Annotated in this window: 11 protein-coding genes; 10 read left to right on the top strand and 1 reads right to left on the bottom strand. The window is 48.6% G+C overall.

Annotated elements, in window-relative coordinates:
* Positions 1-369 precede the first annotated feature (369 nt).
* Entirely contained in the window at positions 370-1,707 is a 1,338-nt protein-coding gene (locus tag QM657_RS18965; protein WP_415068267.1) for a cell wall-binding protein, read from the bottom strand.
* Positions 1,708-2,012: 305 nt separating this feature from the next.
* Here QM657_RS18965 and QM657_RS18960 point away from each other — a divergent pair, with 305 nt between their 5' ends.
* The 10 genes from QM657_RS18960 (at position 2,013) to QM657_RS18915 (ending at position 17,438) form a co-directional block, all read left to right on the top strand.
* The gene (locus QM657_RS18960) at positions 2,013-3,941 is read left to right on the top strand and encodes a thiamine pyrophosphate-binding protein (RefSeq protein WP_415068266.1); all 1,929 of its coding nucleotides are present in this window, start codon (positions 2,013-2,015) and stop codon (positions 3,939-3,941) included.
* 24 nt (positions 3,942-3,965) lie between these two features.
* Complete coding sequence (locus tag QM657_RS18955; protein ID WP_415068265.1) at positions 3,966-4,907, top strand: NAD-dependent epimerase/dehydratase family protein; 942 nt, start codon at positions 3,966-3,968, stop codon at positions 4,905-4,907.
* A gap of 1 nt (position 4,908) precedes the next feature.
* Positions 4,909-6,114: a methyltransferase domain-containing protein gene (locus QM657_RS18950; RefSeq protein WP_415068264.1), complete on the top strand. Its 1,206-nt coding sequence runs from the start codon at positions 4,909-4,911 to the stop codon at positions 6,112-6,114.
* Between the two features lie 9 nt (positions 6,115-6,123).
* On the top strand, positions 6,124-7,191 hold the full coding sequence (locus QM657_RS18945; RefSeq protein ID WP_415068263.1) for a zinc-binding dehydrogenase: 1,068 nt from the start codon (positions 6,124-6,126) through the stop codon (positions 7,189-7,191).
* Between the two features lie 4 nt (positions 7,192-7,195).
* Positions 7,196-8,182 (top strand): glycosyltransferase family 2 protein, encoded by a 987-nt coding sequence (locus QM657_RS18940; RefSeq protein ID WP_415068262.1) that lies wholly within the window; start codon positions 7,196-7,198, stop codon positions 8,180-8,182.
* Positions 8,179-10,371 (top strand): glycosyltransferase family 2 protein, encoded by a 2,193-nt coding sequence (locus tag QM657_RS18935; protein ID WP_415068261.1) that lies wholly within the window; start codon positions 8,179-8,181, stop codon positions 10,369-10,371. The genes QM657_RS18940 and QM657_RS18935 overlap by 4 nt, the downstream gene beginning before the upstream one ends.
* 1 nt (position 10,372) lies before the next feature.
* Entirely contained in the window at positions 10,373-11,362 is a 990-nt protein-coding gene (locus QM657_RS18930) for a glycosyltransferase family 2 protein (protein WP_415068260.1), read from the top strand.
* A gap of 246 nt (positions 11,363-11,608) precedes the next feature.
* Positions 11,609-13,027, top strand: coding sequence for an undecaprenyl-phosphate glucose phosphotransferase (locus QM657_RS18925; RefSeq protein ID WP_415068259.1), 1,419 nt, complete (start codon positions 11,609-11,611; stop codon positions 13,025-13,027).
* Positions 13,028-13,060: 33 nt separating this feature from the next.
* Positions 13,061-15,862, top strand: coding sequence for an LCP family protein (locus tag QM657_RS18920; RefSeq protein WP_415068258.1), 2,802 nt, complete (start codon positions 13,061-13,063; stop codon positions 15,860-15,862).
* 247 nt (positions 15,863-16,109) lie between these two features.
* Entirely contained in the window at positions 16,110-17,438 is a 1,329-nt protein-coding gene (locus QM657_RS18915; RefSeq protein WP_415068270.1) for a S1C family serine protease, read from the top strand.
* Positions 17,439-17,559: the final 121 nt, after the last annotated feature.

Here is a 17,559-nt window from a genome sequence, read left to right as displayed (position 1 = left end):
CAGATCCATAAAGTCCTGATAGTTAAGATCCAGACATGTCATTTCTAACCCGCATTTAGGGCACACTGCATTCCGTTCAAGTTGGTAATATCCATAATAACCGCATGTAGGACAGTAATACACGGATAGTTCTCTCATTGTTCTCCTCCTTTTTCTTATATGGTAAAAATGGTCTACTTCTATATATATAACGTAAGTTATATTAAAATATGACGAAAAAAAACAAAAAATATATCAAATATGTAACCTTCATAGAAGTGACGAAAAAAACGTAAAAATAGTGCAGAAATACATAAAAAGTCCGCAGGCATAAGCGCCGCGGACTTTTTAAATTTGAACGGATGAATCTTTTGTATTTTTATATTATTTTTACTGAATGATACCGTTTGTATTTACGACAAATACTTTGCCGTTAGAATCCTTGTAGTCTTTAAAGCCAGCGCCAAGCTCTGGTTTTTCAGAGGACTTGGAGGTAGAAGATGCTTTCTGAAGAGCGCCGCTGGTGTTTACCAGATAGTTGACGCCGTTAAGAGAAACAGGAGCCAGCTTTAAGTCAGCGTCAGCTGCTTTTCTTAAACCGTACTCATAAACAGTGTTGTCCATGATTCCGTGGAAGCCCTGTCCTTTTTTGCTTCCGGCGGTCTGGAAGTACCAGATCTCGTTTTCATCAGTATCTTCGTTGTAAATGGTCTGCTTGCCGGTGCTCATAGCGCCGTTGTCTGTGAAGTAAACGTTAGCAACGGAATCGTCTGCCAGGGTAACTACTTCCAGTCCAGTCTGCATTTCACCTTTTGTATTAAATCCATATTTCTGAGAACTTATGGTAAATAATTTAATTCCTTTTTCAGCATAGTGAGGAGCGCCGTTTTTGAAGAAGAACCAATGAAGTTCGCCTTCTTCGCTGAGTCCTGCAATGCCTTCGATCTCTCTCCAGCCTTCAGCTCTTGCACCGGTCTCCGGATCATAGTAATGATATCCTGCTGCAGTATCTTTTGTATTTTCGGCCGCTTCTGATGGAGTTGCAGTTTCAGGAAGCTTGTACCACTTGGTCTGCATTTCTCCATTGACAAAGGTATAGTAGGAACCTTCGATTTTCTTGTCCACCTGGTCTTTGACCATGGCGCCGTCTTTATCGAAATAGTACCAGGAGAGGGGATTTTCTGCGTCCTCATCTGCGTTCTCAAGCTGGAACCAGCCTGTTTTCTGAGCGCCGTCATTTTCATCGCCGAGATAGTAGGTGAAGTCACCGATTTCGACTTTGCCGGTCAGCATCTGGCCCTGCTCGTCAAAATAATACCATTTGTCTTCGATTTTCTGCCATTTGGATACAACAGCCTTGCCGTCTTTTCCATAGTAATGCCAGAAAACTTCCGGTGCGTCAGGGGAGTCCCAATAGTTGTCGTTGTTTACGGAAATCCACTGGTTGATCACTCTTTTTCCGCTGTCGTCAACGTAGTATTCATCAATTTCCTGACTTGTGGCAATTTCGCCATCCTCATCTAAGTAGTACCAATCACTGCCGTATTTCTTCCATGAATCGGTAGCGTAAAAATCGCCTTCTTCATAGAATCTTAAGGAACCGTTCTCCTCAACCCAGCCGGTTGCTTTTGCATAAGCTGTTGCGCTTGTAAGACCCAGTTCCGGAGCTGCCATGGCGATTACGCCGGCAGCGGATAATACAGCCATCAATTTAAAATGCTTTTTCATAAATATGTTCTCTCCTTTTTTGCAATAAGTTTTATCGTGGCCGAAAATCCATCGTTGCATTACTCTGCGATTATAACCTATAGCCAGGGAACAATGATAGTGTGGTTTCATGGCAAATCTGGAAGGAGGTAACAGAACAAGAAAAAAGATGAGAAAGCCCAGGGGTTCCCCCTTGCCTCCAATCAGCAGAAAAGCTAAAGAACATGGGCTTAGAAAGTAAGAAAACTTTAAATAGGAAAATAAAGGCTGGTATGATATAATTACAAAACAGAGAATAAACATCCCTTAAAAAGGAGACCCAAGCGATGAGAATGAAAGTATCCAACTATATCTCCCAAAAACTGGTGGATTCTGGAATCACCCAGGTATTTACCGTCACAGGCGGAGGCGCTATGCACTTAAATGATGCCCTGGGCCACCAGGAAGGCCTGTACTGCTTATATAACCACCATGAGCAGGCCAGTGCCATAGCCGCCGAAGCTTACGCCAGAATCCATGGAAAAATAGGAGCGGTCTGCGTGACGACCGGCCCTGGCGGAACCAATGCAATTACCGGAGTGCTGGGAGGCTGGCTGGATTCCATTCCCATGCTGATCCTATCCGGACAGGTGCGCTACGACACCACAGCCCGATGGGCCGGCGTAGGAATCAGAGCCATGGGCGACCAGGAATTTGATATTATAAAGTCCGTTGGCTGTATGACAAAGTACAGTGAGATGGTCATTGATCCCATGAGAATCCGTTTCTGCCTGGAAAAAGCCATTTATCTGGCCCTCTCCGGACGCCAGGGTCCTTCCTGGCTGGACATCCCCTTAAATGTTCAGGGAGCCTATATTGAAACCGACGATCTGATCGGCTTTTCCCCGGAGAATTACGAGGCAGGAGGGGACGGCTGGGCTTCTGAGTCTGATTCCAGAATCAGGGAAGATCAGGCAGGGGAGGGGGAAATCCGCCAGATTCTTCCGCCCTCTGTGGCAGACGATACAGCCCGTGCCATTTTGGACAGGATTTCTTCTTCTTCCCGCCCGGTGATCAATGCTGGAAACGGAATACGGATCGGAAAAGCTCACGAGGTGTTTGTCAGAGTGGCAGAAAAGCTGGGAATTCCAGTGGTGACCGGCTGGAACAGCATCGACTGCCTTCATGATGACCATCCTCTCTATACCGGCAGAGCCGGAGGAATGGGAGACCGCCCCGGCAATTTTGCCATACAAAACAGCGACCTTCTCCTTTCCCTGGGAAGCCGTTTAAGCATCAGACAGGTAGGGTATCATTATACTACATGGGCCAGAGAGGCTTACGTGATTGTTAATGACATTGATCAGGAAGAACTGAAAAAACCGTCGGTTCATGTTGATATGAGGGTTCATGCCGATGTAAAGGATTTGCTGGAGGCCATGGAAAGGCTTCTGGACCGCGAATACAAGGCAACCAGGGAACAACCCTTATTTTCCGGCGGCAAAGGGCTTGATGACAGGACCTGGAATGAGACCTGCCGCATGTGGAAGGAAACTTATCCCGTGGTGCTTCCAAAGCATTATATTGATGAAGGAAAAGGGACTAATGTCTACGCCTTTATTAAAGAATTAAGCTCCAGGCTTTCCAGGAATCAGATCACAGTAGTGGGAAATGGCTCTGCCTGCGTGGTAGGCGGACATGCTTATGTGATCAAGGAAGGCCAGCGCTTTTTATCCAATTCCGCAGTTGCCAGCATGGGATATGACCTTCCGGCTGCGATTGGTGTCTGCATGACAGATCAGGAACAGGATGTGATTCTGGTGACAGGAGACGGCAGCCTTCAGATGAATTTACAGGAGCTGCAGACTATCATCCATCACCGCATGGCAATTAAAGTATTTCTTATTAATAATGGAGGCTACCACTCCATCCGCCAGACTCAGAAGAATTTCTTCGGAGAGCCTTTGGTTGGAATCGGAGAGGACAGCATGGATTTAAGCTTTCCTGATATGGCAAAGCTTTCCGGGGCTTACGGCTATCCTTATGTGTCCATCCATAACAACGGGGAACTGGAAAAGGGCATTGAAGAGGCTCTTTCCATGGAAGGCCCTGTGATCTGCGAGGTGTTTGTGAGCAGGGATCAGAACTTTGAACCGAAATCCTCGGCCAAGCGTCTTCCTGACGGAACCATGGTATCCCCTCCTTTGGAGGATTTATCTCCCTTCTTATCTGATGAGGAGATGGACCGGAACATGATCATTCCCCGGATAAAGTAGTCAAAGAAATACGGAGGAAAAACGTTGAACGTTGTTGTAACGGGTGCCACCAGCTTTCTTGGGAGGGGGCTGGTGGACCGGCTTTTAAAAGACGGCTGCCAGGTGTTTGCGGTAGTCCGTCCAGGCTCGGAAAATTTAAGTAAGCTGGATGTAAACGGTCAGGGCCTGGTTTTAATTGAGCGCCAGCTTCAGGACTTACAGGACCTTGATCACGTCATTGGTGAACCTTGCGGCGCATTTTATCATCTTGGCTGGGACGGTTCAGGAAGTGCGAACCGGATGAAGGCGGACGTGCAGCAGAAGAATGCTGAGGATTCCTTAAAGGCCCTGGAGGGGGCCAGACGTCTTGGTTGTAAGCGCTTCCTTTTTAGCGGCTCCCAGGCGGAATACGGAATTCACCGGGAACCTTTGTCGGAGGAGACTGCGTGCAAGCCGGTTTCTGAATACGGCAAAGCTAAACTGGAATTTTTAAAGCGGGCGATGGAGCAGACGGAAAGCTGGAGAAAGGCGGGAATTTCTGACATGGAATACATCCATTCCAGAATATTCAGCGTCTATGGACCCGGTGACCACCCCTGGTCTTTGGTGGAAAGCTGCCTCAGTGCCTTTGGAAAAGGAGAATATATTTCCCTGGGGGAATGCACCCAGATGTGGAATTTTTTATATGTTGATGACTGCATTCAGGCTTTGATGCGCCTTATGAATCAGGAGAAGGAATCTGTTTCCGGGATTTATAACGTGGCAGGGCCGGAAAGCGAAAACAGGCCTTTGAGGGAATACATCCGGATGATGTATGAAGCCATGGGTTTTCACGGAAGCTATAGCTATGGAAGGCGAAAACCCAATGCGGAAGGGCCGGCCAATTTGATTCCTGATATCAGAAAGCTGCAGGAAGCCACCGGCTGGAGGCCGGAGGTGTCATTTCCGGAAGGGATAAAAAGAACAGGCTTGGGAGGAAAAATGTAGTATGAGAGAAAAAACATGTATTGTATGCGGCACACCTCTTGGCGAAAAGCCGCTGATGACCCTTGCGCATATGCCGGCTTCTGCCCAGGATATTCCTGCAAAAGAAGAGGTTGAACATGACGAGGGAGTGACCCTTCATCTTCACCAGTGTGAAACCTGCGGTCTGGTGCAGTTTGACTGCCAGCCTGTGGCTTACTATAAGGACGTTATCCGGTCCGGCGGATTTACCACCACCATGGTGGAGTTGAGAAGAAGCCAGTACCGGCATTTTATTGATACCTTCCGTTTGGAAGGAAAGAAGCTGATTGAAGCGGGCTGCGGGCAGGGAGAATTCCTTGGCGTACTGAATGAGTTTCCGGTAAAGGCCTGCGGGATTGAACACAGGGAAAGTCTGGTTCAGTTGGCAAAGGAAAAAGGCCTTGCGGTTTGGAAGCAGTTTGCAGAGGAGGGGGCGGTTTTAGAGCCTGGAGACGGCAGCATAACCGGTCCTTATGACGGCTTCTTATCCTTTAATTTTCTGGAACATCAGCCGGAGCCTGTCGGTATGCTCCGCTGCCTTGCAGATAATCTGACAGAGGATGGAGTTGGCTTAATTACAGTCCCCAGTCTGGAATACATCCTTCAATATAACGGCTATTATGAACTGATCCGGGATCATCTGGCCTATTATACCTTTGATACCCTTAAGTTTGCGGTTCAGGAGGCTGGATTTGAAGTCATAGAGGAAGAGATGATCAACAGGGACACTCTTTCCGTCCTTGTGAAAAAGGCGGCAAAACCGCTGCAAGCCCAGGCAGAGACAGCCGGCCAGAGCAGAAAAACGGAAAAGATAGATGTTTCGGGACTGATAGAAAGCCAGACTCTCATCGGAAGAGAAATGGAGAACCTGATTGAGAGCTTAAAATCCCAGGGAAAACGGCTTGCTGTATGGGGGGCCAGCCATCAGGGCTTTACCCTGACGGCCACCACGGAAATCGGCAGGTTTGCGGAATATATCATTGATTCCGCCCCCTTTAAACAGGGGAAATATGCCCCTGCTTCTCACCTTCCTATCGTGCCTCCGGACCATTATAAAAAGGACCCTGTAGAGGTCATTTTGATCGTGGCTCCCGGCTACACCAATGAGATTGCCGGGTCCATACGGGAAAAATTCGGCAATGATGTGGAGATTATGGCGTTAAAATCCAACCATCTGGAAAGGATATAGAATAAAACTATGAAAGCATTTGTTTTAATTGAACCGGGGAAGGTGGGCTGGCATGAGGCTCTCGAACCTGTCCTCACTCCTTACGGGGCTATTCTCCGCCCTCTGGCGGTTGCGCCCTGTTCTTCTGATGTCCATACGGTATACGGAGGCGGCTCTAGAAAGGCCCCCAACTTAATTCTGGGACATGAGTGTGTGGGAGAAATTCTGGAAACAGGAGAACTGGTCCGGGATTTTAAGCCGGGAGATGTGGTTGTGATTCCTGCCATCACACCGGACTGGCGGGCAATGGGAATCCAGGAGGGGAATTTTAAACATGCTTCGGCACCTTTTTCCGGCCATCAGCTCGGAAGAACAGCGCCTGGAGTTTTTTCGGAGAAATTCCTCATCCCTGATGCGGACACGACTCTGGCGAGGATTCCGGAAGGGGTTACTTTAGAGCAGGCTCTCATGTGTGCGGATGTGGTGACTACAGGTTTTACCGGCGCGGAGTTTGCGGATATCAAGATCGGTGATACGGTAGTGGTTCTTGGAATCGGACCCATTGGCCTGATGGCCATAGAAGGAGCCCGCCATTTAGGCGCAGCCCGGATCATTGCTGTGGGCAGCAGGCCTGTTTGTGTGGAGCTGGCAAAGGAATTCGGAGCTACGGAGATTCTTGATTATGGAAATGGAGACGTGGTGCAGCAGGTTCTGGAACGGACCGGCGGTTTAGGTGCGGATGGCGTCATCATCTGCGGAGGCGGAGATGAGGTGTTTGCCCAGGCAGTGGATATGGCCCGGTATGGCATTGGAACCATTTCCAATGTGAATTATTTCGGCGGAACCGGAAATCTGCCCTTTCCCAAGTTTTCAGGCGGAAGAGGCATGGCGGGAAAGACCATTCACACTGAGCTTGCAAAGGGAGGACGCATCAGGATGGAGCGGCTTCTTAAGATGGTTCAGTATGGAAGAATCAATCCCCAGAAATTAGTGACCCACCAGCTAAATGGCCTGGATCAGGTGGAAACAGCATTGCAGATGATGAAAGAAAAACGGTCGGACTTAATTAAAGTCATGGTTCGGATAGATTGGAAGTGAACAGATGAAGACAATCAGTATTGTGGTTCCCTGTTATAATGAGGAAGAAAATGTAGAAGCCCTGTATCAGGCCATTTCCGGCATGTTTAAGAGAGAGCTGCCGGATTATGGCTATGAACTTATTTTCATTGACAATGATTCCAGGGATCATACCAGAGAAAAAATACGCAGGCTTTGTTCCCAGGATGAAGGCGTCAAGGGAATATTCAACGCCAAAAACTTCGGCCAGTTCAATTCCCCCTATTATGCCATGCTTCAGTCCACAGGGGACTGTACCATTCTCATGGCAGCAGATTTCCAGGACCCGGTAGAAATGATCCCAAGGTATGTGAGGGAATGGGAAAAGGGTTATAAGATCGTCATAGGAATCAAGGAATCCAGCAGGGAAAATAAGATCATGTACTGGCTGAGAAGCTGCTATTACAAGGCCATTAAAAAGCTTTCCGACGTGGAGCAGATCGAGCACTTTACCGGCTTTGGCCTTTATGATGCAAAGTTTATCCGGGTGATGAGAGAGCTGGACGACCCCACGCCGTTTCTTCGGGGAATCGTGGCGGAGCTTGGCTTTAAGCGCAAGGAAATCCCCTATGACCAGCCAAAAAGACGGGCGGGTAAGACCAGCAATAACCTTTACAGGCTCTATGATGCCGCCATGCTCAGCATCACTTCCTATACAAAAGTGGGACTTCGTCTGGCAACGATTTTCGGAAGCCTCTGTTCCTTTGCCAGCATGCTGGTAGCTCTTATATATCTGGTTTTAAAGCTGATGTACTGGGACCGTTTTCCGGCAGGCATGACCCCTCTTTTGATCGGCATGTTTTTCCTGGGGTCCATACAGATTTTCTTTATCGGACTTGTGGGAGAGTACATCATGTCCATGAATGCCAGAATCATGAAACGGCCTCTTGTCATTGAAGAAGAGAGGATCAATTTTACAAAAGAGGATATGCTTCTTACGGCAGCGTCTGTGGAGGATGAGGATCAGAGATGAAATATAAGATAGATATTGCAAGAATCCGTGAAAATTCAATGATATTAAATGGCTGGGTGATCGGCAGGGCAGAAGAGTCGGAGGCAGAGTTTCAGGTCTTGGACGGCAGTGAAAATCCGGTTGAATTTAAGCTGGTTCCTGTCCGCAGAGATGATGTGAGCCAGATTTATTTCAAGAAAACAGTGGCAAAGGACCTCGGATTTGACATCCGGATTCCTTATATCCGGGAGACAAATGAGGACCGGATTTTAGTCATTCAGTGTGACGGCAAAACCGTGAAAGTGAAGCTAAACGCTTCCATTCTGGAGCGTCAGAACAGTTCTGCCCACAAAAGGACTGCAAAGCTGAAAGGCATGATGAACGCCCAGACCCTCTGCTCAGCAGTGGATTTCTGGAAGGAAAACGGTTTTAAGGCGCTGCTGTTAAAATCCAGACACAAACTTCAGGGCATTGACAGCGATTACGATTACCCTGAGTGGTACAGCCTTACAAAAACGTCGGACGAAGAACTGGAAGCCCAGAAGAAAACGGCTTTTGATTATAATCCCAAGATGTCTGTGGTCATTCCCGCCTATAAGACGCCGGAGCGGTATCTGGCAGCCATGCTGGATTCTCTGCTGGCACAGACTTACAGCAAATGGGAGGTCTGTATAGCAGACGGAAGCCCTAAGGGTGAGAGCGTGGAACGGGTGTTAAAGCGCTACGCTTCAAAGGATGAGAGAATCCGGTACGTGATTTTGGGAGAGAATAAGGGGATCTCAGGAAACACCAATGCGGCCATTGAGATGGCTGCCGGAGACTTCGTTGTTTTAGCGGATCACGATGATACCCTGGCTCCGGACGCTTTGTTCGAATGCGTAAAGGCCATTAATTCTGATCCGGAAATCGACGTGGTTTACACTGATGAGGACAAGCTGGACATGGATGGAGGAGAGCTGTTTGAGCCTCATTTCAAGCCGGACTTTAACCCTGATCTCTTAACCAGCGTCAACTATATCTGCCATTTGTTTGTGGTCAATCACGACCTTCTTATGGAAGTGGGCGGTTTTAGGGAGGAGTTTGACGGGGCTCAGGACTATGACTTTATTTTCCGCTGTACGGAAAAGGCCAGAAAGATTTACCACGTGCCAAAGGCATTATACCACTGGCGCTGTCATCAGAATTCCACTTCCAGCAACCCGGAAAGCAAGCTCTATGCCTTTGATGCAGGAGCGAGAGCGATTAAGTCTCATTATGAGCGGATGGGCATTGGAGTGAAATCAGTGGAAAAGGGCGTGGATTACGGCATTTACCGCTCCACTTTTGAGATAATCGGAGAGCCTTTGATTTCCGTCATCATCCCCAACAAGGACCACAGCGCTGATCTGGATCTATGCATGCGCACTCTCATTGAGAAATCCACTTACAGAAACCTGGAATTCATTGTGGTGGAAAACAACAGCACTGCCCCGGAAACCTTCGCTTATTACGAAAAAATCCAGAAGGAGTTTGACTTCGTCCGTGTGGTGAAATGGGACCGGGAATTCAATTATTCTGCCATCAACAATTTCGGCGTTTCCTTTGCAAAAGGGGAATACCTTCTGTTTTTAAATAATGATACGGAAATCATCAACCCGGAAAGCATCCATGAGCTCCTGGGCTTTTGCCAGCGGGAGGATGTGGGAATTGTGGGAGCCAGACTCTTGTATTCTGACGATACCATTCAGCACGCCGGTGTGGTGGTCGGCTTTGGCGGAATTGCAGGCCATACCTTTATCGGCCTTCATAAGGCGGAAAGCAGCTACTTCAACCAGGCCATGTGCGCCAGAAACTACAGCGCCGTAACTGCCGCCTGTATGATGAGCAAAAGGTCCCTGTTCGATCAGGTGGGAGGCTTTACAGAGGAGCTGCAGGTTGCATTCAATGATATTGATTACTGCATGAAGATCCGCTCCATCAATAAACTGGTGGTTTATGCGCCTTATGCCCTTTTCTACCACTACGAGTCCAAATCCAGAGGTCTGGAGGACACTCCGGAGAAGGTGGAACGCTTTAACCGGGAAATTAAGAAGTTTTCAGAGCGGTGGCCGGATATTTTAAGGGAGGGAGACCCCTATTACAATCCCAACTTAACCCTGCGCAAGTCCAACTTCGCCCTGCGTGACCTTAAAAAGGAAAAAATCGGGGAACCTTACAAGCTTGAGGTGTGAGATGCAGAAAAAAGTGACCATCATTATTCCTAATTACAATGGACTGAAATTTATGGAACCCTGTTTTAAGGCCCTGGAAGCTCAGAGTGAAAAGAACTTTGAGCTTCTTGTGGTGGACAACGGTTCTTCGGACGGCAGCGTGGAATGGCTGAAAGAGCGGAATATCCCTTCTGTATTTCTCAAGGAAAACACAGGATTTTCCGGAGCCGTAAACGTAGGCATCAAGCGGGCCCGGACTCCTTATGTTATCCTTTTAAACAATGATACAGAGCCTGAACCGGATTACGTTAAGGAAATGGTAAAGGCCATTGAACGGTCACCTGAAGTTTTTTCCGTCAGCAGCAAGATGATTCAGCTCTACCACAAGGAGCTGATGGATGACGCAGGAGATATGTACAGCCTTCTTGGCTGGGCTTACCAGCGTGGCGTAGGCCACAGCAGCCGGGGCTACCGAAAGCCCTGCCAGGTATTTTCTGCCTGCGCGGGAGCTGCGATCTACCGGAGAGAAGTCTTTGAAGAAATCGGAGGCTTTGACGAGGATCACTTTGCATATCTGGAAGACATTGATGTGGGCTACCGTGCAAAGATATTCGGATATAAAAACATGTACTGCCCCACGGCCGTCGTTTACCACGTAGGAAGCGGAACCAGCGGTTCCAAGTACAATTCCTTCAAGGTCCGGCTGGCGGCCAGAAACAATGTGTATTTAAATTATAAAAACATGCCCTTCCTCCAGCTCTTTATAAATCTGGGGCCGTTATTGGCCGGGATGTTTGTGAAATATTTGTTTTTCCGGAAAATAGGCTTTGCTTCTGATTATATAGAAGGGCTTAAAGAAGGCCTTAAGACCGCAGGAAAAGCAAAGAAAGTGAAGTTTCGTTCCTCTCATTTAGGGAACTATCTGCGTATAGAAGGGGAGTTGATTTATGGAACAATCCTCTATATCTGGGAGTTTTTTAAAAGAAAGCTAAAAATTTTCAGGTCATTTTAAGAATATTGTAATGGTAACATAGGGATTTATCATGTATAATATCCACGAAAGCAATGAGCAGTGCGAAACGGGAGGCGGAATTTTTTTCGTTGTGCTTGCACATAAGAAAAAAATTATGACTCCTGTTTCATAGGGCGAATGCCCGTGAGGCGGTAAAGCCTACGGCTTTACCGCCTGCACTGCGGACTTCCGGGCAACACAAGCCCCCCTATGATCCATCCTCTATATTTGGAAGGTTTTCCTACTATGATAAAAGACAATCAGAAAAAACTAAACGGATTCCATGTAGTGCTGGACGCATTAGTCCTTGCCCTGTCCTACTTTCTGGCCTGGGCGCTGCTTCTCATGGGAAACCGCATATTCAGTCCCGGAAAAGGAGTTTTGGCGCCCCAGTATTACTTCGCTGCATTTCTGATAATACTGCCGGTATACCTCCTTCTCTACGGCATCTTCAATCTATACACACCGAAGAGAATCCAGGGAAAGCGGTATGAGTTTGCCAACATCTGCAAGGCCAATCTATTTGGGGTTCTGCTCTTTACCATGATTTTGTTCCTGGCAAAGAAAAACCCTTATTTCCGTGAGTTCTCCACCAGAATGGTATTCTATTTCTGTGCCATCAACATCGTCCTGGAAACCATAGAGCGAAATCTCATCCGTTACACACTCCGCTCCATGCGTTCCAAAGGCTACAACCAGAAGCACATCCTTTTAATCGGTTACAGCCGTGCAGCCGAAGGCTTCATCGACCGTGTCCTGGTAAATCCCGAATGGGGATATCAGGTCAAAGGAATTCTGGACGATACAAAAGAATGGGGAACCGGATACAAAGGAATCAACGTCATCGGAAAAGTAGGAGACTTGGATGAAATCCTGGACTTAAATTCTCTCGATGAAATAGCAATCACCCTCAGCATCAGCGAATACGCCAACTTGGAAACCATTGTAGCCTCCTGCGAAAAATCAGGAGTCCACACCAAATTTATTCCGGACTACAACAATATGATTCCCACCAGACCCTACATTGAAGATCTTCACGGTCTGCCGGTGGTGAATATCCGCCGGGTGCCTCTGACTGATCCCCTTAATGCCATGGCAAAGAGGGCGGTAGACATTTTAGGGGCTGCTTTTGCATTGCTTTTATTTTCACCTGTCATGCTTTTGGCAGCGGCACTCGTTAAGCTGACTTCCCCCGGTCCTCTTATTTACAGCCAGGAACGGGTAGGCCTTCACAACAGGCCATTTAAAATGTATAAATTCCGTTCCATGGTGGTCCAGGCCCCGTCTGAGGAAAAGATGAAATGGACCTCGCCCCACGATTCCCGTGTGACTCCGGTGGGACGGTTTATCAGGAAGACAAGCATTGATGAGATGCCTCAGTTTTTAAATGTTCTCCGGGGAGATATGAGCCTGGTAGGCCCAAGGCCGGAGAGACCTCTTTTTGTGGAAAAATTTAAAGAAGAAATTCCCCGTTACATGATCAAGCACCAGGTGCGTCCGGGAATCACCGGCTGGGCCCAGGTAAACGGATACCGGGGAGACACTTCTATTACAAAGAGAATTGAACACGATTTGTATTACATTGAAAACTGGACCCTGGGATATGACTTTAAGATTTTATTTCTCACCGTATTCAAGGGATTTATCAATAAAAATGCGTACTGACGCCACGACACCATTAGGATTGAGGATAAATAGATGAAAAATGAATTTGATGATGAATTAGACCGTGATAAGGTTGAAAAAAGCAGGCACGGTTCTTATTCAGAGCCAGATCCGTCCGACGCAGATTATTACCTGGATGACGATTATAAAGATTCCGGGGAAAAGGAAGCGGGCGCAAACAACCAGACATCAGGCCGGGGAACCGGCCATTCCCAGACTGGACCGGGAGGCAGCCAGGCAATGTTCAGAGGGCAGACACCCTCTAAAGCTGCCGGCAGTCCCCGGAGCACTTCCCAGAAGACCCAGTCTCAGAGCTCTGCCCGCCCGCAGCAGGGAGGAGGACAGGAGTTGTCCCGCTCCCAGACCGCAGCAGGGAGCATTCAGGGAATTGGACGTTCCGGGGCGCTGTCAGGGATCGGCCAGGGTTCAGCCCGTTCCAAAGGGATGCCAGGCGGCAGCCAAAGCGGTTCCGGTTTCAAAAATTCAGCAGGAAATGGACAGGGAACGGCTGGTTCCCGGTCTTTAACAGGAAATGACCAGAGCGCAGCCCGTACCAAGGCGCAGACAGGAAATGGTCAGGGAACAGCTCGTCCTCTGACACCTGCAGGAGGTGGCCAAGATTCACCTCGTTCCAATGCAGCACCGGGAAGCGGCCAAGGAGCGGTTCGCTCCCAGGCATCCTTAGGAGGCGGCCAGGAAGCAGCCCGTTCCAAAGCAGTATCAGGAAGCAGTCAGGAAGCAGCCCGTTCTAAAGCAGTATCAGGAAGCAGCCAGGAAGCAGTCCGTTCCAAAGCAGCATCAGGAAGCAGCCCGGAAACAGTCCGTTCCCAGGCATCCTTAGGAAGCGGCCAGGAAGCAGCCCGTTCCAAAGCAGCATCAGGAACCGGCCAGGGAACAGTCCGCTCCCAGGCATTATCGGGAACCGGTCAGGGAACAGTTCGCCCCCAGACATCACCGGGAACCGGCCAGGAAGCAGTCCGTTCCAATGGATTGGCAGGAAGTGACCAGGGAACGACCCGTCCCAGAGCGCAGTCAGGAAATATTCAGGGAACGACCCGTCCTCAGACAACCGCGGCAAATGGCCAAGGTACAACCCGCCCCCAGACATCATCAGGAATCGACCAGAACACCTCCCGCATGAGGCCCCAGACAGGAACCGGCCAAAACCCATCCCGCTCCCAGACATCATCAGGAATTGAGCAGGGAACAGCCCGCACTCAATCCGCATCAGGAGCTGCCTCCAGAGCGGCCCGCCTGCAGTCTTTGGCAGAAGACGGTAAAACCGCAGCCAGCAGGTCAGGAGCTCAGGTTGAAAAAAAGAAAAAAATCCGCCGCATCATCATTCTGGCGATTGCAGAAATATTCACTTTGGCTCTCATTTTCTCCTACGCCTATGTGTCAAGGCTGATGAATTCCATTCAGCGCCCCGATGATTTTGATGAAAATCAGGTTCGCAATGAAATCATGTCTCCGGAACAGAAAAAGCACATGACAGGCTACCGCACCATTGCAATATTCGGCGTTGACAGCCGGGATGGCAATGTGAATAAAGGTGCGAATGCAGACGTTATCATGATCTGTAACATCAACAGGGACACAGGAGAAATCCGCCTTGTATCCGTATTCCGTGATACATATTTAAATACCGGAGAGGGAAATGCTTACAACAAGATCAACTCTGCCTACTCCACCGGCGGTGCAGCCCAGGCTCTTTCAGCCTTAAATAAGAATCTGGACATGGACATCAGAGAATATGTCACCTTTAACTGGAAGTCTGTTGCCGATGGAATCAACATGCTTGGCGGTGTGGACATTGAGCTCACCAAAGCAGAGTTCAGCCAGATTAACGGTTATATTACAGAAACAGTGAAAAAAAGCGGAGTTCCCTCCGTTCACTTGAAAAAAGCAGGAATGAATCACCTGGACGGTGTTCAGGCAGTGGCCTATGCAAGACTGAGAAAAATGGACACCGACTACGCCAGAACCGAGCGCCAGCGCCTTATAATCGAAAAGACGTTTGAAAAAGCCAAAAAGGCGGATTTAGGACTGCTCAACAGAATTCTTCTGATGGAAGTAGAGCAGATAGGAACCAACTTAACCTTCAGCGATTTTACAGAACTAATTCTGGATATCAATAAATACCACATCGGACAAACGGGAGGTTTTCCATTTACCCGTGGTGAAATGACCATTGGAAAGAGGGGAGACTGCGTTGTTCCCAAAACCCTGGAAAGCAATGTGCGCGAACTTCACAAGCTGCTGTTTGACAAAGAAAATCACGAGCCATCTGACATGGTGAAAAAGATCAGTGCCAAAATTGCGGCTGATTCCGGCATGTATAAGAATGGCTCCGGCGCGAATGAAGAAACTGTAAAGCAAACGACAGAAGCCTCAACCGAAGAAAAGACAAAAGCGACCTCAGAATCCTCTTCTGGAGAAAGCACCGCCGGGGAAACTGATGAAAACGGCAGACCCATAAAGAGCACCGACCCATCGGAAAGCAGCTCAAAGGAAACAAAACCTGGAGAAACAACGAAACCAGGAGAAACCAGACCAACAGAGACAAGGCCGGGAGAGTCCACTACAGGCCCGAAGAAGCCTGGAGAAACCAAACCGGGAGAAACGAAACCCTCCCCCACAGAGAGTTCCCCTGAACCGACCACAGCTCCTACAGGACCGGGAACTTCTCCCACTACAGGGCCCAGCAGCCCCACAGCTCCGGAAACCACCTCAGGCGGTTCCACCGGCCCAGGCGGAACTGCTGCACCCACGGCATCTGCCCCAACCACAGCAGGGAATTCTGATGTCCCTGTCGTGTCGGCACCTCCGGTTTAATCATAAAAAATACCCCGTACAGATTCCTGTTTTGACAGGTATCTGATGCGGGGTTCTTTTATTTTCACATTTTTAATATATTTTCATCACAAATTGGTCACAATTCATTGATAAACTTTCATTAACAAAGAAATACAAATATACATGAAAGGAGATTAAGCTTATGTATAACGAAGAAGATAACAACACGACAGGCGGCATGAATCCTGGAGATTATAAAGAAGAAGTAATTACCACTAATTTTACCATGAGAGATCCTGATCCGGAGGAGGCCAGACAGTCCCAGGAGGTTCCCCATTATCAGGAATACCAGTACCGCCAGAGCGCGCGGGAAAACCGCTACTTGGAAGAACCGCCCAAAAGAAAGGGCGGCTTTGCAAAGAAGGCAGCCGGAATCGTGGCCGGAGCCCTGGTCTTTGGCGTCGTGGCCGGAGGCACCATGGTGGGCATCAATCTGGCAGCAGGCTCCTATGTCAATAAAAAGTCTGTGGAGATCAGCAAGGTTGAAACCCTTCCTTCCGTAACAGCCCCCGACGGAGCCAAATCCGCCAGCACCGGAGGAGCCTTTGCAGGAAATGATGTTTCTGCCATCGTAGACAGCTCCATGCCGTCAGTGGTTGCCATCACCAGCAAGGTCCTTTACGAGAGCCAGACCTGGTTCGGCCCCATGCAGAGAGAAGGCGTGGGCAGCGGTTCCGGATTTGTCGTAGGAAAGAATGACGAAGAGCTTTTAATCGTGACCAATAACCACGTGGTACAGGGTGCAGACCAGTTAAAAGTCACCTTTATTGATGAAACGGCTGTGGATGCAGCCATTAAAGGAACCGACGCGGACAGCGATTTGGCTGTCATCGCAATTCCTTTGAGCAGTATTCCCGATGAGACCTTAAGCCAGATCGCCGTTGCCTCCCTTGGAAACTCCGATGACTTAAAGGTAGGCCAGGGAGTAGTGGCCATCGGCAACGCCCTCGGTTACGGACAGTCCGTCACAGTGGGGTATGTCAGCGCTTTAAACCGTACCATCCAGACTGACGGCGGCGTCAATCAGGACCTGATTCAGACCGATGCAGCCATTAATCCTGGCAACAGCGGCGGCGCCCTCTTAAATATGCAGGGCCAGGTGATCGGCATCAACTCAGCCAAATATTCCTCCACAGATGTAGAAGGAATCGGCTATGCCATTCCCATTTCCAAGGCCCAGGATATTATCGACAATCTGATGACAAAGAAGACCAGAACCCAGGTTGCAAACGATAAACAGGGTTATCTGGGAGTTCAGTGCAAGAACATTGACAGCGTCACGAGCCAGCAGCTTGGCATGCCTCAGGGCGTATTCATCTATAAGATCGTAGAAGGCGGAGCAGCCTCCAAGTCCGATTTAAGGGAAAAGGACATCATTACCAAGTTTGACGGACAGAGTATCAGAACGTATGATGACCTGACCAATATGCTGAAGTATTATGAAGGCGGAACCACTGTAACTCTTACGGTTCAGTCCCTTGAGAACGGCCAGTATATAGAAAAAGAGATCAGTGTGGTTCTTGGAAGCAGACCGACAGAGACCTCTCAGCAGTAATATATTAAGCCCCTCAATCCGTTTATTTAAGGGTAGTACATGTAGAAATATATGTACTGCCTTTTTTGATGATAATTCAAAAAGAAAACTTACAAATCAATGAAAAGCTGCGATAAAAGCG

Source organism: Lacrimispora sp. (genome assembly GCF_047605665.1).
Classification (GTDB): domain Bacteria; phylum Bacillota; class Clostridia; order Lachnospirales; family Lachnospiraceae; genus Lacrimispora.
Note: the sequence above shows the minus strand (reverse complement) of the source record. Positions and strands in the feature narration are given on the sequence as shown.

Excerpts from the sequence above, each read along its gene's own strand:
- QM657_RS18925 (WP_415068259.1), top strand. The coding sequence starts at position 11,609 with ATGATAAAAGACAATCAGAAAAAACTAAACGGATTCCATGTAGTGCTG.
- QM657_RS18920 (WP_415068258.1), top strand. The coding sequence starts at position 13,061 with ATGAAAAATGAATTTGATGATGAATTAGACCGTGATAAGGTTGAAAAA.
- QM657_RS18935 (WP_415068261.1), top strand. The coding sequence starts at position 8,179 with ATGAAATATAAGATAGATATTGCAAGAATCCGTGAAAATTCAATGATA.
- QM657_RS18950 (WP_415068264.1), top strand. The coding sequence starts at position 4,909 with ATGAGAGAAAAAACATGTATTGTATGCGGCACACCTCTTGGCGAAAAG.
- QM657_RS18965 (WP_415068267.1), bottom strand. The coding sequence starts at position 1,707 with ATGAAAAAGCATTTTAAATTGATGGCTGTATTATCCGCTGCCGGCGTA.
- QM657_RS18930 (WP_415068260.1), top strand. The coding sequence starts at position 10,373 with ATGCAGAAAAAAGTGACCATCATTATTCCTAATTACAATGGACTGAAA.
- QM657_RS18940 (WP_415068262.1), top strand. The coding sequence starts at position 7,196 with ATGAAGACAATCAGTATTGTGGTTCCCTGTTATAATGAGGAAGAAAAT.
- QM657_RS18960 (WP_415068266.1), top strand. The coding sequence starts at position 2,013 with ATGAGAATGAAAGTATCCAACTATATCTCCCAAAAACTGGTGGATTCT.
- QM657_RS18945 (WP_415068263.1), top strand. The coding sequence starts at position 6,124 with ATGAAAGCATTTGTTTTAATTGAACCGGGGAAGGTGGGCTGGCATGAG.
- QM657_RS18915 (WP_415068270.1), top strand. The coding sequence starts at position 16,110 with ATGAGAGATCCTGATCCGGAGGAGGCCAGACAGTCCCAGGAGGTTCCC.